Source organism: Nocardioides hwasunensis, from assembly GCF_014779665.1.
Taxonomy (GTDB): Bacteria; Actinomycetota; Actinomycetes; order Propionibacteriales; family Nocardioidaceae; genus Nocardioides; species Nocardioides hwasunensis.
On sequence record NZ_JACXYY010000002.1, the window covers coordinates 170,930 to 193,267 of the forward strand.

Here is a 22,338-nt window from a genome sequence, read left to right on the forward strand (position 1 = left end):
TGAATCGCGCCTGGAGCGCGTCAGCTCGTGGAGGAGGGCCGCACGGACTTGTCGTGGTGCTCGGGGAGGGTCTCGAGCTCCTGCAGGAAGTCGGCCGCCCACCGGGCCACGTCGTGCTGGACCACGGTCTTGCGCATGGCGCGCATCCGGCGACCCGTCTCCTTGTCGTCGGCGGCGTACGCCTCGAGCAGCGCTGCCTTCATCCCGTCGATGTCGTAGGGGTTGACCAGCCAGGCCTGCCGCAGCTCCTTGGCCGCCCCGGCGAACTCCGAGAGCACCAGGGCGCCGTCGTCCTCGTAGCGGCAGGCGACGTACTCCTTGGCGACGAGGTTCATCCCGTCGCGGAACGGCGTCACGACCATCACGTCGGCGGCGCGGTAGAGGGCGGCCATCTCCTCGCGGGGGTAGGACGAGTGCATGTAGGAGATCGCCGGACGGCCGATGCGCCCGTGGTCGCCGTTGATCCGCCCGACGAGCCGCTCGATCTCGTCGCGCAGGATGCGGTACTGCTCGACCCGCTCGCGCGACGGGGTGGCCACCTGGATGAAGACGGCGTCCTCGACGTCGATGTGGCCGTCGCGGATCAGCTCGCCGAAGGCGCGGAGCCGGGAGTAGATCCCCTTGGTGTAGTCGAGCCGGTCGACCCCCAGGAAGATCTTGCGCGGGTTGCCGAGCGCGTCGTGGATCTCCTGGACGCGCTTCTCGACGCCCTCCGAGCGGGCCAGCTCCTCGAAGCCGGCCGTGTCGATGGAGATCGGGAAGGCGGTCGCCTTCACCGGCCGGCCGTCGGGCAGGTAGATCGTGTCGCGGTGGGTCTTGTGGCCGACCCGGCTGCGCACGAGGCGTACGAAGTTGGCGGCCGCGCCGGGCAGCTGGAAGCCGATCAGGTCCGCCCCGAGCAGGCCCTCGAGGATCTGGCGGCGCCACGGCAGCTGGGAGAACAGCTCGGCGGGTGGGAAGGGGATGTGGAGGTAGAACCCGATCCGCAGGTCGGGCCGCTGGTCGCGCAGCATCTGCGGGACCAGCTGGAGCTGGTAGTCCTGGACCCACACCGTCGCGCTCTTCGCGGCCACCTCGGCCGCCTTGTCGGCGAAGCGCTGGTTGACCCGGACGTAGGCATCCCACCACTCGCGATGGAACTCGGGCTTGGCGACGACGTCGTGGTAGAGCGGCCAGAGCGTGCCGTTGGAGAAGCCCTCGTAGAACTCCTCGACCTCGTCGGAGCTCAGTGAGACGGGGATCAGCGAGAGCCCGTCCTCGACAAAGGGGGCGAACTCCTCCTCGTCCGCGGCCCCGGGCCAGCCGATCCAGGCGCCGTCGTTGGCCCGCATCACGGGCTCGAGCGCCGAGACCAGGCCACCGGGGGAGCGGCGCCAGGAGACCTCGCCGTCGGGGTGGGTGACGCGGTCCACCGGGAGGCGGTTGGCCACGATCACGAGGTCTGCCTGCGGGAATCGGGTCACGCGGCCACCCTATCGACGGCCGGTGAGCGCCGGTTCACCCTGCGGTGGCCAGTGGTGGAGGCGTCGGCGTTCTGTCCAGACGACTCGCCGCAGGCGAATGACATCGTTGTCGTTCGTCGCCTAGAGTGGTCCCAGTCCACCCGGCCGACGGGTGGATGTGGGGTCGAGGAGGAACAGGCACATGGACGCCGCCAAGCACATCGCAGCCGAGCAGGAGACTGCCGCCGGGCTGAGCCAGCGCGACGGCGACATCCTCGAGTTCGAGCGTCACTGGTGGAAGTACGCCGGCGCCAAGGAGCAGGCCGTCCGCGAGAAGTTCGACATGTCGTCGACCCGCTACTACCAGGTCCTCAACGCCCTCATCGACCGCCCGGAGGCCCTCGAGGCCGACCCGCTGCTGGTGCGCCGGCTGCGACGACTGCGCGCCTCGCGCCAGCGCCAGCGCTCCGCCCGCCGCCTCGGCTTCGACGTCTGACGAGAGAGACCCGACCCGCCCACTCACGATTGGCTACCTTCCCCATGGCCTTCTTCCCCAGCAGTCCAGTAGGCGTGGGCGCGCTCGCCGGCCGCCTCGCTCACCGCTCCCGTGACGATCGAGGCGTGGCCTTCCCGTCCCCCCTCGTGATGCTCTCGGTCATCGCCGTGGCGATGGCGTCGATCACCTTCCTCGCCACCCGCGACGAGGCTCCGACCGAGCGCCGCGTCGACAACACCGCGACCATCGCGAGCGCCGAGCAGACCCCCGAGCCCGAGGCCGAGCCGCCCGCCGCGACCGAGAAGCCGAAGCCCAAGCCGCAGGTCCAGCGCGGCGAGGTCTACGTCGAGGTCTACAACAACTCCGGCATCAAGGGTCTGGCGGCCGCGACGGCCGCCAAGGCCACCACGGTCGGTTGGTCGGTCGCCGGGCAGGACAACTGGTACGGCGTCGTGCCGACCACCACGGTCTACTTCCCGCCGCGGCTCAAGGCCGCCGGCAAGCAGCTGGCACTCGACCTCGGCATCGGGCGCACGGCGCCCGCGGTGGGCGAGATGAAGATGGATCGGCTCACGATCATCCTGACGACCGACGCGCCGCAGTAGTCGGTCTCCGACCCGACCCGGCCGGCCGACGGCCGGTTGGCTGCCGGTCCCGGCACCATGGTTGGCTGGGCGCATGGAGTTCACCTCCGACGACGCGCGCGCCCACTACGACGACGTACGCGCTGTCCTCGACGGCGCGGTCGTCGGGCTCGACTTCGACGGCACGTTGGCACCCGTGGTCGACGACCCGGAGGCCGCGCGCCTCCATCCCGGGGCTCCGGGGGCACTGCTCGAGCTCGCCGAGGTCGTGCGCGCGGTCGCGGTGATCACCGGACGCCCGGCCCGCCAGGCGATCGCGCTGGGCGACCTCGACGCACTCGGCAACGCGATGCTCGACCGCGGCGCCGAGCTGTTCGTCTTCGGGCACTACGGCAACGAGCGGTGGTCGGCGACCGACCAGCGCATCCGCTCCCCCCGTCCGCCCGCCGGTCTGGCCACCTTCGAGCGCGAGCTGCCGTCCGTGCTCCGCGGAGCGGACGCGGGCGACGCCTTCATCGAGGAGAAGGGCCTGGCCGTCGCCGTCCACACGAGGCGGATGGACGACCCCGACGGCGCACTGGAGCGGCTGCGCGACCCCCTCGCCCAGCTCGCGGCGAAGCACCACCTCACCGTCGAGCCCGGCCGCCAGGTGATCGAGGTGCGCTCCGGGGACATGCACAAGGGCCTCGCCGTCCGCACGTTCGTCGACGAGCTCGACGCCAAGGGCGTGGTCTTCTGCGGCGACGACCTCGGCGACATCCAGGCCTTCGAGGCCGTGCGCGACCTGCGCGAGCAGGGTCTGCCCGGCCTCGTCGTCTGCTCCGCCTCCAGCGAGCAGCCCGGCCTCGTCGACCTCGCCGACGTGGTCGTCGACGGCCCCGCGGGTGTCGTGGGCCTGCTCGGCGAGATCCTGCTGCGGCGCTGACCGCGGACCGGACGTCACCGATCCACATGGTGGACTCGATGTGCGCATCGTGAGACGGCCTGCCTAGGCTGGTCCTGCTCATCACGAGGGACTGAGGGAACGGCCCGTCGAAGTCCCGGCAACCACCCATGAGCCTCCTGTCCGGCCACCGCCGACAGTCATGGGAGCAGGTGCCAAATCCGGCCCACGCGAGAGTCGCGGGGACAGATGAGAAGGAGGACTTCATGAGCACCCTGGTCGACGAGAGCACCACCCACACGCTGCGCGAGGGCGCCTTCGGCAACGCCAGGGTCCTGGCCTGCCGCGAGTGCGGCCACGAGGTCGAGCTCGGCCCGTCGTACGCCTGTCCGGAGTGCTTCGGTCCCCTCGAGGTGGCCTACGACTTCCCGACGGTGACCCGCGAGGAGATCGCCGCCGGTCCCCGCAACATCTGGCGCTACAAGGCGCTGCTGCCGGTGCCGACCGACATCGAGCAGAGCCCCAACACCGAGCCGGGCTTCACCCGCCTGCTCGAGGCGAAGAACCTCGCCCGCGAGCTGGGCATCGACAAGCTCTGGGTCAAGGACGACTCCACCAACCCGACGAACTCCTTCAAGGACCGCGTCGTCGCCTGTGCGCTGAGCGCGGCCCGCGAGCTCGACGCCAAGGTGTTCGCATGCCCGTCGACCGGCAACCTGGCCAACGCCGTCGCCGCGGCCGGCGCACGAGCCGGCATCCCCACGGTCGTGTTCATCCCGAGCAACCTCGAGACGCCGAAGAAGGTCAACTCGGCCGTCTTCACCGAGAAGCTCGTCGCGGTCGACGGCAACTACGACGACGTCAACAAGCTCGCCTCCGAGATCGCCGGCGAGGAGGAGGGCTGGGCGTTCGTCAACGTCAACGTGCGCCCCTTCTACGCCGAGGGCTCCAAGACCCTGGGCTACGAGATCGCCGAGCAGCTCGGTTGGCGGCTGCCCGACCAGATCGTCATCCCGGTCGCGTCCGGCTCCCAGCTGACGAAGGTCGACAAGGCCTTCCAGGAGCTCATCAAGCTCGGTCTCGTCGAGGACAAGCCCTACCGCGTCTTCGGCGCCCAGGCGACCGGGTGCTCGCCGGTCTCGGTGGCCTACAAGGCCGAGACCGACGCCATCCGCCCGGTCAAGCCCGACACCATCGCGAAGAGCCTCGCCATCGGCAACCCCGCCGACGGCATCTACGTCCTCGACGTCTGCCGTCGCACCGGCGGTGCGGTCGAGGACATCAGCGACGACGAGGTGCGCGAGGCCATCGTGCTGCTCGCCCGCACCGAGGGGATCTTCACCGAGACCGCCGGCGGCACCACGGTCGGCGTGCTGAAGAAGCTCGTCGAGACCGGCCAGCTCGACACCTCGCTCGAGACGGTCGTGATCAACACCGGCCACGGCCTCAAGACCCTCGACGCGATCTCCGACCGGGTCGGCCCGGCCGCCACCATCGCGCCCAGCTACGACGCCTTCGTCGCCGCCGGCATCCTCTGAGCGGCCGCTCAACCTGTGAAAGGAAACCCCACATGACGGTCTCGGTCCGGATCCCCACCATCTTGCGCACCTACACCGGCGGTGAGTCCGAGGTCAGCGCCGAGGGCGACACCCTGGCCGCGGTGCTCGACGACCTCGACGCCCGCTACTCAGGGATCAGGGGCCGCATCCTCGACGACGCCGGTGCCCTGCGCCGCTTCGTCAACGTCTACGTCGGCAACGACGACGTGCGCTTCCTCGACGACCTCGCGACGCCGACGCCGGACGGCGTGCAGGTCTCGGTCATCCCGGCCGTCGCCGGGGGCTGAGCGTCCCGACGGAACCAGCCGCAGGCGTCCGGGCGTCGGAGGGACATGACCTCCCTGATGCGCGTGTCCCTCGTCGCCCTGCTCGCTCTCACGATCGGGGCCGGTGCTGCTCCGTCGTACGCAGCCGCTGACCCGCACCCGGTGCAGTCCTTCGTGCCGGGTGTGGACGACGAGGTCACCCTCGCGAGGGCCTGGCAGCGGTGGGAGGAGAAGGGCATCGACGACTACGTCGTCACCGTGCGCCGGAGCTGCTACTGCCTGCCGGAGAAGCCTGTGCGCACGGTCATCCGCGGTGATCGGACGGTCCGGGTGACCCAGGGTGATCGTCGGCTGGCCGCTGAGCGCGGCTGGTCGATGGACGAGCTCTTCACCGTGATCCGCGACGCGCAGGGCGAGGCGGACACGGTCCGCGTGGACTACACCAGGCGCGGCGTCCCGAAGGCGATCGCGATCGACCGGAGCACGATGATCGCCGACGAGGAGATCTCCTACACGGTCTCCCTCAGTCGCCTCTGACACGACCTCGGTGCCGTCTCAGGGCGCGCGTACGTCGACCACGGCCGCGTGGCCGCGACCGTCGACCCGCACCTCGGCGACCGCTCCGTCCTGCAGCTGCTGCTCGGCCCGCGCGGCCTCGTCCTGGGGGAGGAACCAGCTCTCGATCCCGCAGCGCACCTGCCAGGCGCGGTCGTCGCAGGCGAGGTAGGGGCCCGAGTCGGGGCGTGCGCGGCTCCGCGTCCCCGCGCGCCACAGGTCGCCGTCCTGCACGAGGGTGACGTACAGGTCACCGTGACCTGCGTCGTCCGGGACGGTCTCGTCGTCGAGGTGCAGGCCCGGGTAGTCGAGGGCGACGTAGGCTCCCCGGAACGGGTCGATGGGATCGACGGGGGCGACCCGCATCAGATAGGTCTCGCCGGTGGTGCGGGCGGACAGCTGCGGCGCGACGGCGAGTCCGACCGCGGCCAGCTGGCCCACCGCGATCACGGCGGTGGTGAGGATCCGGTTCATCGGGTTGCTCCTTCATCGTCTGTAGCGGTGTCGAGTGCCTGGGCGAGCTCGCGACGTGCGCGGTCGACGAGGAAGCCGGTGCCGAGGAAGACCGTGCCGAGCACCACGAACAGCCAGGCGCCGGTGACGATGGGCGCGAACACCGCGAAGCTCTGGAAGGTCGTGAAGACCACGAGGCCGGTCATCGCCATCCAGGTGAGCGGCGCGTGCTCGCGCACGGTCCCGAGGGCGACGAGCGCCACGGCGAGCCCGACGTAGGCCGCCACGGAGATCGCCGCGTGCGCCCAGTCGGCGGCGTCGATGTCGGAGCTGTCCGCGCCGGTGCTCCAGAGGGCGAGGAGCACGGCTGCCGCCAGCACGACGACGGCGCCCAGGGCCTCCAGAGCCTGGTGGCCGGGGCGCGTGACGGCGGCAGCGACGGCGGCCACGCCGGCGACCGCGAGCAGCGCCACCAGCCACGGCGACCAGTCGATGCCGTCGCCGCCGATGTCGGGGATCGCGGCGACGAAGAGCGCCAGCAGCGCCATTGCGCCGGCCAGGGTGCGCCAGGTCCACGCGAACGCGTCGAGGCGATCGTCGTGGAGGACGGCGACACCGGCGGCGAGGACGGCAGCCGCGCCGATGAGCAGCACCACGGTCAGCCCGCTCTGCGAGTCCCACAGGGGCTGCATGAACCACCAGACGAGCCCGGTGAGGATGCCGACGAGGAAGGGGAGGTAGGCGCGGGTGAGGTAGCCGTGGAGCAGGGCGCCGGCGGCCCAGAGGCCGACGAGTCGCGGCTCGAACGCCGGCACCTGCAGGGACTGGGCCGCCTGGAAGAGCACCGCTCCCGTGCCCAGGGCTGCGAGGAGGCGGGCCGCGCCCACGAGCGGCGGTGATGCCCGTCGCGCGGCGAGGACCTCACCGCCGGCGAGGAACACCAGCCACAGCAGGGCGACCGCGCCGAAGCGGGTCATGGGGGAGAGCGCGTCGAGGTGGGCTGCGACGAGCCAGATCAGTCCGATGCCGACGAACCCGCCACCGAGGAGGAGCAGGACGCGGCCGATGCTGGAGCGCGCGTGGTCCTCGGAGCGGTAGCGGGTCCGGATCTGCTCGGCCTGCTCCTCGGTGATGAGTCCCTGGGTGCTCCAGGAGTCGACCTCGGTGCGGAGCCAGACGAGCCGGCGTGGCGGAACGGTGTGGGCGGTGAGCGTTGCTGAGTCATTCATGGGCCCAGCCTGTGCGCGCGCCAGGCGCGCTGTCGTGAGTACGACGACCCAAGTGCGGTGGGCCGTTGGGCCGCCCGACGCCGCCGGTTGCCCCGGGGGCCAGAGGGCGTTCACGTCCGCGTGGTTCAAGTAGGGCGTGTCGAGCAAGCACCTGACCCGGGCCGGGGTGGCGTTGGCCGTGGTGGGCGGCCTCGTGGGCGCGACGGCGTACGGCGCCCGCGAGCTGCTGCACCGGCAGGCCGCCCAGGCGCGCCGCGCCATCGGCAAGCCGCTGGGCGAGGCGGCACCGTCGGCCGACCGGCTCTACAAGAAGAAGTACGGCACCCCGGTGGACCTGCTCGTCCTCGGCGACTCGGTGGCCGCGGGGCTGGGGGCGGAGAAGCCCAAGCAGACGCTCGGCGGTCGGCTCGCCCGCGGAATCGCCCAGCAGACCGGGCGATCGGTGCGGCTGCGGACGGCTGCGGTCGTCGGCTCCGAGAGCAGCATGCTCGCCGAGCAGCTGGCCACGCTGCCGGCTTCCTACGGACCTGACGTCGCGATCATCATCGTCGGCGGCAACGACGTGACCCACCGGGTGCCGGTCTCGGAGTCCGTCCGCCACCTGGGCGAGGCCATCGACGAGCTGCGCGCCAGAGGGGCGGAGGTCGTCGTCGGCACCTGTCCCGACCTGGGTGCGCTACGACCGGTTCCCCAGCCGCTCCGGGCCCTGGGCTCCCGTGCCTCACGCCAGCTCGCGTCCGCCCAGCGCGCGGAGGCCCTCGGGCGAGGCGCCCGGGTGGTGTCGCTGGCGCACGTGGTCGGGCCGTTCTTCATCACCAACCCCGAGGAGATGTTCAGCCTCGACCGGTTCCACCCGAGCGCCCACGGCTACAAGCGCACCGCCAAGGCGATGCTGCCGTCGGTCCTGGCCGCGCTGGGGATCGCCGACGACCTGCCGTTCGGGCACCACGCGCCGGGAGAGGGTCGGTCGGGCTAGGGTCTGCGGGTGCGCACCACTGCTCGACGAGCCGGCCAGGCCGTCAAGAAGGCCGCCCTGAAGGCAGGTCGTCGGCAGCAGCCCGAGCCCGTGCCCGACGTGCCGGCCCCCGCCGACCCGAAGGCCGAGCGTCGTCGGCGACTGCTCGCCAGCAACCTGACGGAGCTCGCGATCGAGTTCCGCACCGACAAGTGGGGCGTCCACAAGTACACGCCCCACTACGAGCGCCACCTACAGCACCTGCGCCAGGAGTCCTTCACGCTGCTCGAGCTCGGCATCGGCGGCTACAAGAAGCGTCGCCGGAGCGGGGCGTCGATGAAGATGTGGCGCTGGTTCTTCCCCAGGGCGCGCATCGTCGGCCTCGACATCGAGGACAAGACGTGGCTGACCCGCGGCCACATCCACACGTACCTCGGTGACCAGACCGACCCCGAGGTCCTGCAGCGGATCATCGACGAGCAGGGCGTGCCCCTGGTCGTGATCGACGACGGCAGCCACATCCCGGCCCACGTGCGCGAGTCCTTCCGGATCCTGTTCCCGCTGCTGCCCGACGGCGCGATCTACTGCATCGAGGACACCCAGACCTCCTACTGGCCCGCCTGGGGCGGTCAGCTCGACCCACGCGCCCCCGGCACGTCGATGGACCTGGTCAAGGACCTCGTCGACGGACTGAACCACGAGGAGTTCCTCGTCGAGGGCTACGAGCCGACGTACACCGACCAGTGGGTGCGGGCCGTGCACTGCTACCACAACCTCGTGATCATCGAGAAGGGCGACAACCGCGAGGGCACCAACCGGGACAACGTCGCCCACGAGCTCTACGGCGCATCGGAGCTGCCCGAGTGACGATCCTCCTCGCCACCAGCGGTGACCTGCCCCAGGGCGAGCCTGGTGCGGCTGCGCTCAACGCTGTCCTCGACGAGCGTGGCATCGACTTCGCCTGGGCCAGGTGGGACGACGCCAGCGTCGACTGGTCGGGTTCCGACCTCGTTGCGGTGCGCTCCACCTGGGACTACGTCGTCCGGGCCCCGGAGTTCCTGGCGTGGACCGGCTCCCTCGACCAGTCGCGCCTGCTCAACGGGGCGGACGTCTTCGCGTGGAACCACGACAAGCGCTACCTCGCCGACCTCGGTGACCTGCCGGCCGTCCCGACGCTGCTCGCCGGCGACCGCGCGGAGCTCGCCGACGCCGTACGACACTTCGGCTCCGCTGTCGTGAAGCCGCGGGTCGGCGCCGGCGGGGCGGGCCTGATCGTGGTCTCCGACCCCGACGACCCGCGACTCGGCACGTCGGTGCGCAGCGCCCCGGGCTACCCGGAGGTCGGCGGCCCCTGGGTCGTCCAGCCCCTGGTGGAGTCGATCCGCACCCAGGGCGAGGTGTCGGTCTACGTGCTCGGCGGGGCCGTCGCCTCGCGGTTCGACAAGGTGCCCGGCGAGGGCGACGTGCGTGTCAACGAGGAGTTCGGCGGTCGCGTCCGCGAGGTCGGGATCGGCGACGTCGGCGACCTCGCGCTCGCGGCGCACGCCGCCATGGGGGAGCGCTTCGGCCGGCCGATGGACTACCTCCGCGTCGACCTCCTGCAGTGGGAGGGTGACTGGGTGGTCAGCGAGCTCGAGCTCATCGAGCCCGGTCTCTACCTCGACGTCTCCGACGCCAACGCTGCGCCGTTCGCCGATCTCCTCGAGCTCCGCCTGCCCGCGTAGTCACTTCAGGCCATGTCGCATGGCTCGTCGGGGCCATTTGGTCTAGACCCGAGGGCAAAATTACCCAGTTCGGGATAGCCGGTGTCCCGCCGGCCGATACCGTTCCCGCAGTTCGGCCGCACTGGGGGTGCGGCCCGATGTGTTTCCGGCACCGGCCGGGGACGCACAGTTGGCGTCGCATCGGGTGACGTCGCACGCGGGGAGGTATCACCAGTGCTGAAGTGGCGACGTCGTCGAGGCGACGAGCGGGGCGCGGCTGCGGTCGAGTTCGCCCTCGTGCTGCCGTTGCTGCTGATGCTGCTCCTCGGAACCGTCGAGCTGGGCCTCTACATGAAGGACTACGTGTCCATGAGCAGCAGCGTGCGCGGTGGTGCCCGCGCGGCTTCCGCCGCCGCCGACGCTGGCCCCGGGACCTGCCTCGCGAGTGCCAACCCCCCTCCGTGCACGCCGGCGAACGCACCCGCCTTCGCCCAGGCCGCTGCCGACACCATGCAGACCGCGGGCATGGCCATGAACTCGCGCGACATCCAGTGGGTGATGATCTACAAGGCCGACGCCGACGGCTTCCCGATCGGCGCGGGCGGCAAGGTGCCCGACAACTGCACGGGCGACTGCGTGAAGTACGTCTGGGACGCCGGCCTCAACGGCGGCAAGGGCAGGTTCCGCTTCGCGAGCGGGTCGTGGTCGTCGGCATCGGTCAATGCGTGCGTGAACCAGTCCGAGTCCGTGGGGGTCGCCTTACGAGCCGACCACAACTGGATGACCGGTCTCATCAAGGGGCTGATGGGCGGCAACAAGGTCATGACGGAACGCACGGTGATGAAGTTCGAGCCGCTGGAGCAGGACCGCTGCAAGCCGGGGACCCCCAATGCGCACAGCTGACGTGGGACGTCGTGCCCGGGCTCTCGCCCGCCGGCTGCCTGGACGCGACGAGGTCGGGGCGATCGCCCTGGTGGTGGCGTTGTTCTTCGCCGTGGTCGCACTGCCGCTGAGCGCCATCACGGTCGACCTGGCCCGGATGTACGTCCAGATCCAGCGCGTCCAGGCGGCCGCGGACGCTGCCGCCACGGCCGGTGTCACCTACATGCCCGACGACTTCGCCGCCGCGAAGGCGAGGGCCATCGAGATCGCCGAGGACAACGGATTCCGCAACTCGGGCACGAGCGCGGTCGCAGTGGCGGTGGGGGACAAGCCGACCCAGCTGAAGGTCACGGTCTCCTCCACTATCAAGAACGCCTTCGGCCGCTCCCTCGGCATCCCGGACTCGACCCTGTCGCGCAGCGCCGTCGCCGACTTCAACGGCCCGGCGCCCCTCGGGAGCCCGTGCAACACCTTCGGGAACGAGCCCCCCGGCTCGTCAATCCTGACCCCCGTCGGCAGCACGCTCAAGCCCGTCACCTACGCCACGTGCTCGACCAACCCTCAGTTCTGGGGAGCCATGGCAGGCCCGGAGACCTTCAAGGACCAGGGCTCCCAGTTCGAGGCGCGCAAGTGCAGCGGTGTCGAGATCGACTGTGCGTCGTCCGCAGTCGGCGCACTCAACAACGAGTTCGACGCCCGCGGCTACGTCTACCTGGTTCGCATCACCCCGGCAGCCGTGAACCAGTCCGTCAGGCTGCAGATCTTCGACCCCGCCTACGTCGACACCGGTTCGGGGTCCTGCAACGCCGGCCCGGTGAGCAGCTCCATCAACGCGACGACGAACTCGGCCTACCCCTACGCGACCACGGACGCCAGCACCCGCTACCAGAACGGCGCGACCGCCTTCTGCACAGGCGACTCCGACAACAGCGGCAAGCGGTTCCCCACGGCCAACAACACCAGTACGACCACCGAGGTGCCGACCATCACCTCGTTCGCCCTGCGCACGCCGGTCGACACGCTCAACCCGTACGCCGCACCGGTGCACAGTGCGGGTTGCGTCAAGCAGTACCCCGGCTACAGCAACACCTCTGGTTCCGGCGCCCTCACCACGAACAACCTGCGGACCGGCACCTCCTCGACCTACCGGCCGGAGATCGCCAAGGTCTACCGCCAGTGGGTCGACTTCTGCACCTTCACGCCCACGAAGGCAGGCGACTACTACCTCCAGGTCCGGACCAACGTCGCGCTCCCGACGTCGTACTCCCTGGACTCGACGGGAGCCGTGATGGGCAACATGGCGGTCGTCAACCAGACCGGTGACGACCTCAGCGTGAAGGGCAACGGCAACAACATGTTCGCCATCCGTGCCATCTCCGGGGCCCCGTCGGGCGCCGTGTCGGTGGCATCATGGGAGCGCATGCGCATCTACGCCAACGCGGACTCCGCCACCACGACCTTCAACCTGGTGCGGGTGGCGCCGGCGGCGGCCAGCAAGACCCTGGTCATCACCTACTACGACGTCGGCGAGGCGGCCAACACGACGTCCGGCAGCGTTCAGGTGCTGGCACCGGCCGACTCCAACATCTCGCCCACGGCAGTGGCCAACTGCAAGGGCGAGGGCGTGCACGTCGGCACCCTGGCCAACTGCAAGGTCCCCAACGTGACCTCCGCGACCAACAACGGCAAGACACAGACGGTGCGCGTCCCCATCCCGAGCAGCTACACCTGCCAGATCACCTCGACGGGCGGATGCTGGTGGCGGGTCACCATCAACTTCCCCAACTCGACGGTGACCGACGCCACCACGTGGACCGCCCGGATCGTCGGAGAGCCCGTCCGTCTCATCGAGTAGCCCCGATCGACCTATGGCAGACGCCGCCCCGGGCTCCCCGGGGCGGCGTTTGCACTCTCGGGGGTCGAGTGCTAAACATGAGGCTGGCACTCTCGTCACGAGAGTGACAACGACCTGGGTGACGCTGAGGTCCGCACAAGCCGCCGTGAATGGATCGCCGGCCGAACGGACCGTCCGTCGCGGGCAGCCCGCCCGGAGTCGACACACAGACTCACGTCGATAGGAATCGCACGCGATATGGCCAAGCTGATTGCTTTCAACGAGGAGGCCCGCCGCGGCCTCGAGCGGGGCATGAACACCCTCGCCGACGCCGTCAAGGTCACCCTCGGCCCCAAGGGCCGCAACGTCGTCCTGGAGAAGAAGTGGGGCGCCCCCACGATCACCAACGACGGCGTCTCGATCGCCAAGGAGATCGAGCTGGAGGACCCCTACGAGAAGATCGGCGCCGAGCTGGTCAAGGAGGTCGCCAAGAAGACCGACGACGTCGCCGGCGACGGCACGACGACGGCCACCGTGCTGGCCCAGGCGATGGTCCGCGAGGGCCTGCGCAACGTGGCCGCCGGCGCCAACCCGATGGGTCTCAAGCGCGGCATCGAGGCCGCCGTCACCGCTGTGTCCGAGCAGCTGCTCGCCATGGCCAAGGACGTCGAGACCAAGGAGCAGATCGCGTCGACGGCGTCGATCTCCGCTGCTGACACCACCGTCGGCGAGATCATCGCCGAGGCGATGGACAAGGTCGGCAAGGAAGGCGTCATCACCGTCGAGGAGTCCAACACCTTCGGGCTGGACCTCGAGCTGACCGAGGGCATGCGGTTCGACAAGGGCTACATCTCGGCCTACTTCGCCACCGACCTCGAGCGCATGGAGGCCGTGCTGGAGGACCCCTACATCCTCATCGCGAACTCCAAGGTGTCGACGGTCAAGGACCTGCTGCCGCTGCTGGAGAAGGTCATGCAGTCCGGCAAGCCGCTGCTGATCATCGCCGAGGACGTCGACGGCGAGGCGCTGTCGACCCTGGTCGTCAACAAGATCAAGGGCACCTTCCGCTCCGTCGCCGTCAAGGCGCCGGGCTTCGGTGACCGTCGCAAGGCCATGCTTCAGGACATCGCCATCCTCACCGGTGGCCAGGTCATCTCCGAGGAGGTCGGCCTCAAGCTGGAGTCGGCCGGCCTGGAGCTGCTCGGCCAGGCCCGCAAGGTCGTCATCACCAAGGACGAGACCACCATCGTCGAGGGTGCCGGCGACAACGGCCAGATCGAGGGTCGGGTCAACCAGATCCGCGCCGAGATCGACAAGTCGGACTCCGACTACGACCGCGAGAAGCTCCAGGAGCGCCTCGCCAAGCTCGCCGGCGGCGTGGCCGTCATCAAGGTCGGCGCGGCCACCGAGGTCGAGCTCAAGGAGCGCAAGCACCGCATCGAGGACGCCGTCCGCAACGCCAAGGCTGCGGTCGAGGAGGGCATCGTCGCCGGCGGCGGCGTGGCTCTCGTCCAGGCGGCTGCCACCGCGTTCGACAAGCTCGACCTGTCGGGCGACGAGGCCACCGGCGCGAACATCGTCCGCGTCGCCACCTCGGCACCGCTCAAGCAGATCGCCATCAACGCCGGCCTCGAGGGCGGCGTCGTGGCGGAGAAGGTCGCGAACCTGGAGGCCGGTCACGGTCTCAACGCCGCGACCGGTGACTACGTCGACATGATCGCCGAGGGCATCATCGACCCGGCCAAGGTCACCCGCTCCGCGCTGCAGAACGCCGCGTCGATCGCCGCGCTGTTCCTCACCACCGAGGCCGTCGTGGCCGACAAGCCCGAGAAGGCGCCCGCCATGCCCGGCGGCGGCGACATGGGCGGCATGGGCGGCATGGACTTCTGATCCACCGCACCTCGTTCCACCAGCTCCACCAGCAGGGCCTCCGCTCCGGCGGGGGCCCTGCTGGGCGTTTCGGGCAGCGGGTAGGAATAGCGCATGCGCCTTCCCGTGCCCGGTCCTCGTGACGTCCTGTCCGCCCTCGAACGCGGAGGGGACCAGCTCGAGGCCCTCGTCGGCGCGGTGCCCCGCCTCCTGGCCCTGCTGGACCAGGCGGAGGTCATGCTCGAGCGGGTCGCCGGCACGGTCGACCGGATCGACGCGGTCGTCGCCGACGCTGCCGCGGAGGTGGTCCGGGTGGGCGTCGTCGTCGACGCCTCGGCCCTGCAGGTGGATCGGGTGGCGACGGTGGTCGACGCCTCGACGCTGCAGGTGGATCGGGTGGCGACCGTGGTCGACGACTCAGGCGTCCAGGTGGCCCGGACCGCCGCGCTGCTCGACATGCTCGAGCCGCCACTCACCGCGCTGCAGCCGACCCTCCAGACGCTGGCGGACACCACGCACCCCGACGAGGTGGCGGCGCTGGTCACGCTCGTGGACCACCTGCCCGCCCTCACCGAGCAGGTCGAGCGCGACGTCCTGCCCGTGCTCCGGACCCTGGGCTCGGTGGCCCCGGACCTCAGCGAGCTGCTCACCGTCTCGCGCGAGCTCAACGAGATCCTGGGCAAGGTGCCCGGGATCGGTCGTCTCAAGCGCAAGGTCGAGCAGGAGGAAGAGGAGGACGCGGCGGGAGGGGGCCGAGTGTGACCCACGACGCGGAACGCCGCTCCGTCACCTGTCGTCCAACGCATGTGGCACGGTGAACGCACCGGCCCGGTCCCACCAGGAGGAATCGTGAACACCAGCCGACCCGCAACCCGAGTCCGTCGCATGCTCGCCGTCCCTGTCCTCCTCGCCGCACTGGCCGGCCTCGCTGCCTGTGGCGGGTCCGACGAGGCGGCCGACAGCCCCGGCGGCTCCGAGGTGACCTCGGCTCCGACGACCCCGCCCGGCACGGAGTCCCCGGCCGCCGGCGGCACGCTGGCCCTGGTCGCCGACGGCACGAGCACCGCGAAGTGCGCCGTGCCGTCGGCCGAGGTGCTGGCCGGCTTCGACACGGCCTTCCAGGGCACGGTCACCAGCATCGAGGGCGGCACGGTGACCCTCCAGGTCGACCAGTGGTACGCCGGGGACGAGGCGACCACGGTGACCGTCGAGGCGCCCAGCCAGGACATGCAGGACCTCCTGATGGCCGTCGACTTCGAGCAGGGCAAGACCTATCTCGTCAGCGCCACGGGCGACCGGGTCACGCTGTGCGGCTTCACCGCCGAGAAGTCTCCCGAGCTCGAGGCGATGTACACGCAGGCCTTCTCGCTGTGACCTCGGTCGTCGGGCTGCTCCTCGCCGCCGGCGCCGGGGAGCGGTTCGGCGGCCCCAAGGCCCTGGCCTGTGACGACGACGGCACGTCCTGGTTGCTGCGCTCGATCCAGGCGCTGCGTCCCTGCGCAGAGATCGTGGTCGTGCTCGGCGCCGAGGCCGAGCGTGCGGCGGCCCTGGTGCCGATGTCGGTGTCGAGGATCAGGGCCCACGACTGGGCCGAGGGGATGGGGGCCTCCCTGCGCGCCGGCCTCCGCGCACTGGCGTCCACCGACCACGATGCCGCACTCGTCTCGCTGGTGGACCTCCCGGACGTCGACGCACACGTCGTGGCCCGCCTCGTGGGCACCGTGGCCGGTCCCGGCGACCTCGCCCGAGCGGCGTACGACGGCGTGCCGGGGCACCCGGTCCTGATCGGCCGTGACCACTGGGCGGGTGTCGTCGACACCGCGATCGGCGACCGCGGCGCCCGCGACTACCTCGCGGGTCACGAGGTGGCGCTGGTGGAGTGCGGTGACCTCGCCACAGGTGTTGACGTCGACGCCCGCTGAAGTTCGGCCATCGGCCCCAACGTGCGACCAACGTGGTGGGTCGTAGCCTGAGCGCATGGTCGATGGACTGGACTCCGCCCGCGACGTGGCGGCACGGCTGGGCGCGACCGGCTACCTCGCGGACGACGACCTGGCCACCGTCGTGTTCCTCGCCGCACGGATGCAGCGGCCGCTGCTGCTCGAGGGTGAGCCCGGGACCGGCAAGACCGCGCTCGCCGAGGCACTCGCGCAGAGCCTCGGCCTGCCGCTGGTGCGACTCCAGTGCTACGAGGGCATCGACGCCAGCCAGGCCCTCTACGACTGGGACTTCCCTCGTCAGATCCTGCACCTGCGCGCGCTCGAGGCGGCCGGCGCCGTGGACTCCGACGAGGCCGAGAAGAGCCTCTACGACGAGCGCTTCCTGCTCTCGCGTCCGGTGCTCGCCGCTCTCCGCCAGGCGCCGGCCGTGCTGCTGGTCGACGAGGTCGACCGCGCCGACGACGAGTTCGAGGCCTTCCTGCTCGAGGTGCTCTCCACGTGGCAGGTCACCATCCCGGAGTACGGCACGGTGACCGCCCCGGAGCCGCCGCTCGTGGTGCTCACCTCCAACCGCACCCGCGAGCTCCACGACGCCCTCAAGCGCCGCTGCCTCTACCACTGGATCGACCACCCCGGGCTCGAGCGCGAGGTCGAGATCGTCCGCACGCGCGCGCCCGAGGTGGGCGAGGCGCTCGCCCGCCAGGTGGTCGGCCTGGTCCAGCAGCTGCGCACGCGCGACGACCTGCTCAAGGCTCCCGGCGTCGCGGAGACCCTCGACTGGGCGCGCGCCCTCACCTACCTCGGCACGGCGGAGCTCGACCTCGCCTCGGCCGCCGCCACCCTCGGCGCGCTGCTGAAGTATCGCGAGGACGCGGACCGGGTCAAGGCCGCCCTCGACCGCATGATGTCGACATGACCGGCCCGGACCTGCCGCTCGACCGGGGGGTGGACGAGGTGCTGCTCGGCTTCACCCGGGCACTGCGTGCGGCCGGTGTGGCCGTCACCCAGGACCGCTCGCAGGGGTTCCTGGTCGCGGTGGCCGCTGTGGGGGTCGATGACCGCCAGGCGACCTACTGGGCCGGTCGCGCCACGCTGTGCGGCTCGCCAGACGACCTCGCCCGCTACGACCAGGTCTTCGCGTCCTGGTTCGACACACGCGACGGGCTCCCGCGCGCGCAGCTCCGCGAGCACAGCCGGCCGCAGACCGCCCATCTCCTGCCGGAGTCCGAGACGACCGGTGGTTCGGGCGAGGGCGAGGAGGACGTCGTCCGGGCGATGGCGTCCGCGGCCGAGGTGCTGCGACACCGTGACGTGGCCACCCTCGACAGCGGCGAGCGGCGCCGCCTGGCCGGCATGTTCGCCCGCCTGTCGCTGAGCCCGCCCACCCGCCGCACGTCTCGTCACCGCAGGTCGCACCGCGGTGAGGTGGACGCCGCACGGACCCTGCGCCGCTCCCTCCGGCACCTCGGTGAGCCCGCCGAGATCGCCTGGCGCCGGCGCGGCACCCGCCCCCGTCGCGTGGTGCTGCTCGTCGACGTGAGCGGCTCGATGAGTGCGTACGCCGATGCACTGCTGCGGCTGGCCCACCGGCTCACCCAGTCGGCGCGGGCCACCGGCGGGTCCGTCGAGACGTTCACGGTCGGCACCCGTCTGACGCACGTCACCCGCGCCCTCCGCTCGCCCGACGCCGACCGCGCGATCGTGGCCGCGGGCGAGGTCGTCCCCGACTGGTCGGGCGGGACCCGGCTCGGCGAGACGCTGCGGGTGTTCCTGGACCGGTGGGGCCAGCGGGGGATGGCCCGCGGCTCGGTGGTGGTCGTCTTCAGCGACGGCTGGGAGCGTGGCGACACCGATGTCCTCGGCGAGCAGATGGCCCGGCTCCAGCGGATCTCGCACCGGGTGATCTGGGTCAACCCGCACCGCGGCAAGGAGGGCTACGCGCCGCTGCAGGCCGGGGTGGTGGCCGCACTGCCGCACTGCGACGACTTCCTCGCCGGTCACTCGCTCGCGACCTTCGCCGACCTGACGGAGGTGATCTCCCGTGCGTGACGTGCTGCCCGAGCTGATGACGTGGTGGGAGGCCGGCGAGACGATCGGCGTCGGCACGGTGGTGGCCACCTTCCGGTCGGCGCCACGCCCGCCGGGCGCGTCGATGCTCGTCGGGCCGGACGAGTCGGCCGTCGGCTCGGTCTCCGGGGGATGCGTCGAGGGGGCGGTCTACGACCTCGCCCAGTCGGTCCTCGACTCGGGCGCACCCGTCCTCGAGCGCTACGGCGTCTCCGACGACGACGCCTTCGCCGTCGGCCTCACCTGCGGCGGCATCCTCGACGTCTTCGTCGAGCAGGTCTCCCGCGAGACGTTCCCCGAGCTCGGCGACGTCGCCCGCGACATCGAGGAGGGCCGGCCCGTCGCGCTGGCCACCGTGATCGAGCACCCCGACGCTGCGTGGGTCGGTCGACGGATGGTGGTCCGCCCTGACGCCGAGCCCCAGGGGGGCATCGGCTCGGCCCGCGCCGACGCCGCCGTCCGCGACGACGCCCTCGGTCTCCTGGCCGTCGGCACCAACGCGACCCTGACCTACGGGCCCGACGGTGAGCGGCGCGGAGAGGGCATGCGGGTGTTCGTCTGGGGCTTCGCGCCCAAGCCCCGGATGCTCGTCTTCGGCGCGATCGACTTCGCCGCCGCGGTGGCCAGGGTCGGCTCGTTCCTCGGCTACCAGGTCACCGTGTGCGACGCCCGACCGGTCTTCGCCACCGCGTCGCGCTTCCCGGGCGCCGACGAGGTGGTCGTCGACTGGCCGCACCGCTACCTGCAGGCCGAGGTCGACGCGGGCCGCATCGACCGCCGGACCGTCCTCGCCGTGCTGACCCACGACCCCAAGTTCGACGTCCCGCTGCTCGAGGTCGCCCTGCGGCTCGACGACGACGTACGCCCCGGATACATCGGCGCGATGGGCTCGCGACGCACGCACGACGAGCGGATGTCCCGGCTGCTCGAGGCGGGGCTCTCGAGCGGCGAGCTCGAGCTCCTCTCCTCGCCCATCGGGCTCGACCTCGGCGCCCGCACGCCCGAGGAGACGGCCGTGTCGATCGCGGCGGAGATCGTCGCGCGGCAGTGGGGTGGGTCGGGGGAGCGGCTCGCCGCGACGCGGGGTCGCATCCACCACGACGACTGACGACTCCCCGCCCACCCTGTTGTCAGCGTCACACTCGGGCTAGGTTGGCCGCGGACCTCTGGGGGGCCGCCATGAGACGCGATGACCTGCACAGCCGGCGTGTGGACGCCGTGCGCGCCTGGACGCGCGTCGTCGCCGACGGTGACGACGGGGCGGACGCGGTCCGGCCCGAGATCCTGCGCAGCTGGCAGCTCTCCGGCGTGGTCTCGCCGGACGTGACCCGCGCGCCGCTCGCCGACGAGGGCGACACGGCCGACTTCTGGAACGCCTCGCCGCTGCAGACCGCGGTCGAGCGGGTCCAGGAGGAGCTGCGCCGCACCGCCGAGGACGGTGACCTCGTCATCGCGGTCACCGACGAGCAGACCCGCATCCTGTGGACCTACGGGGGGCGGGTGATGCGCCGCAAGGCCGAGACGGTGAACTTCGTTCCGGGCGGGCGCTGGGACGAGAAGAGCGTCGGCACCAACGCGCTGGCGATCGCCGGTCGCACCTCGGCGCCGTCGATGGTCTTCAGTGCCGAGCACTACGCCGAGGTCGTGCACAACTGGGTGTGCTGGGCCGCGCCGGTCTTCGACCCCGTCACCGGACGCTCGCTCGGGGTGATCGACCTGTCGACGACCTGGGACCGGACCCACCCCATCGGCCTGGCCACCGCGCGCGTGATGGCGCGGCTGATCGAGGGCGCGCTGCCCACGGGGCGGCGTACGACCTTCGCCGACGACGTCGGGCCGGACGAGCCCGGCCTCGTGCTGACCCTGCTCGGCACGGCGGAGGTGTGGCTCGACGGCCAGCGGTTGCTGCTCAACCGGAGGCAGACCGAGATCCTCGCGCTGCTCGCGATCCATCCGGCCGGCCTGTCCGTGGAGCACCTGCACGCGCTGCTCTACGGCGACGCCGCGGTCACCACCTCGACGCTCAAGGCCGAGGTCTCCCACCTCCGGGCGGCCCTGGCGGGCCAGCTCTCCTCGCGCCCCTACCGGCTGACCATGCCGGTGAGCACCGACGTGGAGGAGGTGCAGCGGCTGCTGCGGCGCGGCGACGTGCGCGCGGCGGTGCGGGCCTACGGCGGCGACCTCCTGCCCGGCACGGACTCGCCCGAGCTGGTCCAGATGGGCGACTACCTCGCGGTGAGCGTGCGCGAGGCGCTGCTGGCCGACCCCGACCCGGACGCCGTGCTCCGCTACAGCGAGCTGGCGCCGTACGACACTGCGGTGCTCGAGGCGTGCCTGGCCGCGCTGCCGGTGCACCACCCGGTAGCGCCGCTCCTCAAGGGCAAGCTCGCCGCCGGCCGCACCTGACCAGACCAGTTCGCGAATTCGTCGTCGGGTCTGGCGCCTCGCGGGCGCCGGGCAGATGCTGCGACGAGGTGCCGCGCCGGGAGGACGTGGCCACGAACGAGGGAGAACGACGCATGGTCACGACACGAAGTGGGGTCACGGCAGGCGCAGTCGTCCTGCTGGCGGGCAGCCTGATGGGCAGTGCCGCCGCGGGAGCCGCCACCGCCCCCGAACCCGTGACGGTGGCGAAGAAGCTGGTCTCGCCGCTCAGCATGGTGGTGGCCGGCGACGGCACCGCCTACGTCAGTCAGAACTTCGCCGGCCTGCTCACCGCGGTCCCGCCGGGAGGCAGGCCGAAGGTCGTCTTCGCCGCCCCCAGGAAGACCGAGGTCGGAGCCGTGTCCGAGTCACGCGGCACCGTCCACTTCGCGACCACGAAGGGCAAGAAGGCCCTCCTGTGGTCGATGCGTCCGGGTGGACGGCCGATGAAGCAGGCCGACCTCGGTGCCTACGAGCAGAAGAAGAACCCCGACGCCGACCAGGCCTACGGGTTCACCGACCTCGACGCGACCTGCCTGGCCGAGATCCCGAAGGAGGTCCCCGGGGCCTACACCGGCATCGTGGAGTCGCACCCCTACGGCTCTGCGGTCCACCGCGGCACGACGTACGTCGCCGACGCCGCCGGCAACACGATCCTCGCCGTCAACGGCAAGGGCAAGGTCTCGACGGTCGCGGTGCTGGCGCCGGTGCCGGTGGTCGTGACCGCGGAGATCGCCGCCGCCAACAAGCTGCCGGCCTGCTCGGTCGGCCACGCCTACAACTTCGAGGCGGTGCCGACCGACGTCGAGGTGGGGAAGGGTGGCTGGCTCTACGTCAGCATGCTCCCCGGTGGGCCTGAGGACGGCAGCGCGGGCGCGAACGGCATGGTCGTGAAGGTCAAGGCGAGGACCGGGAAGGTCCGCACCGTCGCGTCGGGCTTCGCCGGTGCCACGGGTGTGGCGCTCGCCGACAACGGTGACGTCTACGTCGCCCAGCTCTTCGGCGGCCAGGTCTCGCGCATCAAGGCCGGCTCGGACCAGGCCAAGCCCTACGCCATGGTGACGATGCCGGCCGCCGTCGAGTGGGCCGGCGGCCACCTCCTCGTGTCGGCCGACGTGCTGTCGCAGAAGCCGAAGGGCGAGGTGCTGCAGTACTGAGATCCCCTCCGGGCGTGGGAGGCAACCACCCGCCAACCAC

23 protein-coding genes and 1 riboswitch are annotated in these 22,338 nt (G+C 71.3%); of the genes, 20 read left to right on the forward strand and 3 right to left on the reverse strand.

Going from position 1 to position 22,338, the window contains the following annotated elements; all coding sequences use genetic code 11:
• Nucleotides 1-20: 20 nt before the first annotated feature.
• Nucleotides 21-1,463: an alpha,alpha-trehalose-phosphate synthase (UDP-forming) gene (locus IEZ25_RS04805; protein WP_191198280.1), complete on the reverse strand. Its 1,443-nt coding sequence runs from the start codon at nucleotides 1,461-1,463 to the stop codon at nucleotides 21-23.
• A 181-nt stretch (nucleotides 1,464-1,644) separates the two neighbouring features.
• Here IEZ25_RS04805 and IEZ25_RS04810 point away from each other — a divergent pair, with 181 nt between their 5' ends.
• From IEZ25_RS04810 to IEZ25_RS04835, 6 genes are all read left to right on the forward strand, one after another.
• Complete coding sequence (locus IEZ25_RS04810; RefSeq protein WP_191198281.1) at nucleotides 1,645-1,938, forward strand: DUF3263 domain-containing protein; 294 nt, start codon at nucleotides 1,645-1,647, stop codon at nucleotides 1,936-1,938.
• 125 nt (nucleotides 1,939-2,063) lie between these two features.
• Nucleotides 2,064-2,543 (forward strand): LytR C-terminal domain-containing protein, encoded by a 480-nt coding sequence (locus tag IEZ25_RS04815; protein ID WP_318152048.1) that lies wholly within the window; start codon nucleotides 2,064-2,066, stop codon nucleotides 2,541-2,543.
• 73 nt (nucleotides 2,544-2,616) lie between these two features.
• Nucleotides 2,617-3,447, forward strand: coding sequence for a trehalose-phosphatase (gene otsB, locus IEZ25_RS04820; RefSeq protein WP_191198283.1), 831 nt, complete (start codon nucleotides 2,617-2,619; stop codon nucleotides 3,445-3,447).
• Nucleotides 3,448-3,522: 75 nt separating this feature from the next.
• A riboswitch (SAM riboswitch) is annotated at nucleotides 3,523-3,661 on the forward strand.
• Nucleotides 3,662-3,671: 10 nt separating this feature from the next.
• Entirely contained in the window at nucleotides 3,672-4,943 is a 1,272-nt protein-coding gene (thrC, locus tag IEZ25_RS04825; protein ID WP_191198284.1) for a threonine synthase, read from the forward strand.
• A gap of 32 nt (nucleotides 4,944-4,975) precedes the next feature.
• Nucleotides 4,976-5,251: a MoaD/ThiS family protein gene (locus tag IEZ25_RS04830; protein WP_191198285.1), complete on the forward strand. Its 276-nt coding sequence runs from the start codon at nucleotides 4,976-4,978 to the stop codon at nucleotides 5,249-5,251.
• Between the two features lie 45 nt (nucleotides 5,252-5,296).
• A complete protein-coding gene (locus tag IEZ25_RS04835) occupies nucleotides 5,297-5,767 on the forward strand; it encodes a DUF6174 domain-containing protein (RefSeq protein ID WP_191198286.1) in 471 nt (156 codons plus the stop codon).
• An 18-nt stretch (nucleotides 5,768-5,785) separates the two neighbouring features.
• Here the strand turns inward: IEZ25_RS04835 and IEZ25_RS04840 are convergent, their stop codons facing one another.
• Together IEZ25_RS04840 and IEZ25_RS04845 are read right to left on the reverse strand one after the other, a co-directional pair.
• Nucleotides 5,786-6,259 carry a GDYXXLXY domain-containing protein gene (locus IEZ25_RS04840; RefSeq protein ID WP_191198287.1) on the reverse strand — a complete coding sequence of 158 codons (474 nt, stop codon included), beginning with the start codon at nucleotides 6,257-6,259 and terminating at the stop codon, nucleotides 5,786-5,788.
• Complete coding sequence (locus tag IEZ25_RS04845; RefSeq protein WP_191198288.1) at nucleotides 6,256-7,467, reverse strand: DUF2157 domain-containing protein; 1,212 nt, start codon at nucleotides 7,465-7,467, stop codon at nucleotides 6,256-6,258. Before IEZ25_RS04845 ends, IEZ25_RS04840 begins: the two co-directional genes overlap by 4 nt.
• Before the next feature lie 136 nt (nucleotides 7,468-7,603).
• Here IEZ25_RS04845 and IEZ25_RS04850 point away from each other — a divergent pair, with 136 nt between their 5' ends.
• The 14 genes from IEZ25_RS04850 (at nucleotide 7,604) to IEZ25_RS04915 (ending at nucleotide 22,298) form a co-directional block, all read left to right on the forward strand.
• A complete protein-coding gene (locus IEZ25_RS04850) occupies nucleotides 7,604-8,443 on the forward strand; it encodes an SGNH/GDSL hydrolase family protein (RefSeq protein WP_318152049.1) in 840 nt (279 codons plus the stop codon).
• Nucleotides 8,444-8,452: 9 nt separating this feature from the next.
• Entirely contained in the window at nucleotides 8,453-9,289 is an 837-nt protein-coding gene (locus tag IEZ25_RS04855; RefSeq protein WP_191198289.1) for a class I SAM-dependent methyltransferase, read from the forward strand.
• The gene (locus IEZ25_RS22110; RefSeq protein WP_191198290.1) at nucleotides 9,286-10,146 is read left to right on the forward strand and encodes an ATP-grasp domain-containing protein; all 861 of its coding nucleotides are present in this window, start codon (nucleotides 9,286-9,288) and stop codon (nucleotides 10,144-10,146) included. The genes IEZ25_RS04855 and IEZ25_RS22110 overlap by 4 nt, the downstream gene beginning before the upstream one ends.
• A gap of 213 nt (nucleotides 10,147-10,359) precedes the next feature.
• Nucleotides 10,360-11,028, forward strand: a complete 669-nt coding sequence (locus tag IEZ25_RS04865) for a TadE/TadG family type IV pilus assembly protein (protein ID WP_318152050.1) — start codon at nucleotides 10,360-10,362, stop codon at nucleotides 11,026-11,028.
• Nucleotides 11,015-12,862, forward strand: coding sequence for a pilus assembly protein TadG-related protein (locus IEZ25_RS04870; protein WP_191198291.1), 1,848 nt, complete (start codon nucleotides 11,015-11,017; stop codon nucleotides 12,860-12,862). Before IEZ25_RS04865 ends, IEZ25_RS04870 begins: the two co-directional genes overlap by 14 nt.
• A gap of 237 nt (nucleotides 12,863-13,099) precedes the next feature.
• A complete protein-coding gene (gene groL, locus IEZ25_RS04875) occupies nucleotides 13,100-14,731 on the forward strand; it encodes a chaperonin GroEL (RefSeq protein WP_191198292.1) in 1,632 nt (543 codons plus the stop codon).
• A 93-nt stretch (nucleotides 14,732-14,824) separates the two neighbouring features.
• Entirely contained in the window at nucleotides 14,825-15,472 is a 648-nt protein-coding gene (locus IEZ25_RS04880; RefSeq protein WP_191198293.1) for a hypothetical protein, read from the forward strand.
• A gap of 123 nt (nucleotides 15,473-15,595) precedes the next feature.
• Complete coding sequence (locus tag IEZ25_RS04885) at nucleotides 15,596-16,084, forward strand: hypothetical protein (protein WP_191198294.1); 489 nt, start codon at nucleotides 15,596-15,598, stop codon at nucleotides 16,082-16,084.
• The gene (locus tag IEZ25_RS04890) at nucleotides 16,081-16,632 is read left to right on the forward strand and encodes a nucleotidyltransferase family protein (RefSeq protein WP_191198295.1); all 552 of its coding nucleotides are present in this window, start codon (nucleotides 16,081-16,083) and stop codon (nucleotides 16,630-16,632) included. The genes IEZ25_RS04885 and IEZ25_RS04890 overlap by 4 nt, the downstream gene beginning before the upstream one ends.
• Nucleotides 16,633-16,687: 55 nt before the next feature.
• Complete coding sequence (locus IEZ25_RS04895) at nucleotides 16,688-17,566, forward strand: AAA family ATPase (protein ID WP_191198296.1); 879 nt, start codon at nucleotides 16,688-16,690, stop codon at nucleotides 17,564-17,566.
• Entirely contained in the window at nucleotides 17,563-18,699 is a 1,137-nt protein-coding gene (locus IEZ25_RS04900) for a vWA domain-containing protein (RefSeq protein WP_191198297.1), read from the forward strand. Before IEZ25_RS04895 ends, IEZ25_RS04900 begins: the two co-directional genes overlap by 4 nt.
• Nucleotides 18,692-19,825, forward strand: coding sequence for an XdhC family protein (locus IEZ25_RS04905; RefSeq protein ID WP_191198298.1), 1,134 nt, complete (start codon nucleotides 18,692-18,694; stop codon nucleotides 19,823-19,825). Before IEZ25_RS04900 ends, IEZ25_RS04905 begins: the two co-directional genes overlap by 8 nt.
• A 71-nt stretch (nucleotides 19,826-19,896) precedes the next feature.
• Entirely contained in the window at nucleotides 19,897-21,123 is a 1,227-nt protein-coding gene (locus tag IEZ25_RS04910) for a transcriptional regulator (RefSeq protein WP_191198299.1), read from the forward strand.
• 113 nt (nucleotides 21,124-21,236) lie between these two features.
• Nucleotides 21,237-22,298: a ScyD/ScyE family protein gene (locus tag IEZ25_RS04915; protein WP_191198300.1), complete on the forward strand. Its 1,062-nt coding sequence runs from the start codon at nucleotides 21,237-21,239 to the stop codon at nucleotides 22,296-22,298.
• Nucleotides 22,299-22,338 lie beyond the last annotated feature (40 nt).

Bases quoted from the DNA above. Each gene is read 5' to 3' on its own strand.
- IEZ25_RS04915 (WP_191198300.1), top strand. From the start codon at position 21,237: ATGGTCACGACACGAAGTGGGGTCACGGCAGGCGCAGTCGTCCTGCTG.
- IEZ25_RS04870 (WP_191198291.1), top strand. From the start codon at position 11,015: ATGCGCACAGCTGACGTGGGACGTCGTGCCCGGGCTCTCGCCCGCCGG.
- IEZ25_RS04910 (WP_191198299.1), top strand. From the start codon at position 19,897: ATGAGACGCGATGACCTGCACAGCCGGCGTGTGGACGCCGTGCGCGCC.
- IEZ25_RS04810 (WP_191198281.1), top strand. From the start codon at position 1,645: ATGGACGCCGCCAAGCACATCGCAGCCGAGCAGGAGACTGCCGCCGGG.
- IEZ25_RS04835 (WP_191198286.1), top strand. From the start codon at position 5,297: ATGACCTCCCTGATGCGCGTGTCCCTCGTCGCCCTGCTCGCTCTCACG.
- groL (WP_191198292.1), top strand. From the start codon at position 13,100: ATGGCCAAGCTGATTGCTTTCAACGAGGAGGCCCGCCGCGGCCTCGAG.
- IEZ25_RS04900 (WP_191198297.1), top strand. From the start codon at position 17,563: ATGACCGGCCCGGACCTGCCGCTCGACCGGGGGGTGGACGAGGTGCTG.
- IEZ25_RS04880 (WP_191198293.1), top strand. From the start codon at position 14,825: ATGCGCCTTCCCGTGCCCGGTCCTCGTGACGTCCTGTCCGCCCTCGAA.
- thrC (WP_191198284.1), top strand. From the start codon at position 3,672: ATGAGCACCCTGGTCGACGAGAGCACCACCCACACGCTGCGCGAGGGC.
- IEZ25_RS04885 (WP_191198294.1), top strand. From the start codon at position 15,596: ATGCTCGCCGTCCCTGTCCTCCTCGCCGCACTGGCCGGCCTCGCTGCC.
- IEZ25_RS04830 (WP_191198285.1), top strand. From the start codon at position 4,976: ATGACGGTCTCGGTCCGGATCCCCACCATCTTGCGCACCTACACCGGC.
- IEZ25_RS04895 (WP_191198296.1), top strand. From the start codon at position 16,688: ATGGTCGATGGACTGGACTCCGCCCGCGACGTGGCGGCACGGCTGGGC.
- otsB (WP_191198283.1), top strand. From the start codon at position 2,617: ATGGAGTTCACCTCCGACGACGCGCGCGCCCACTACGACGACGTACGC.
- IEZ25_RS04840 (WP_191198287.1), bottom strand. From the start codon at position 6,259: ATGAACCGGATCCTCACCACCGCCGTGATCGCGGTGGGCCAGCTGGCC.
- IEZ25_RS04845 (WP_191198288.1), bottom strand. From the start codon at position 7,467: ATGAATGACTCAGCAACGCTCACCGCCCACACCGTTCCGCCACGCCGG.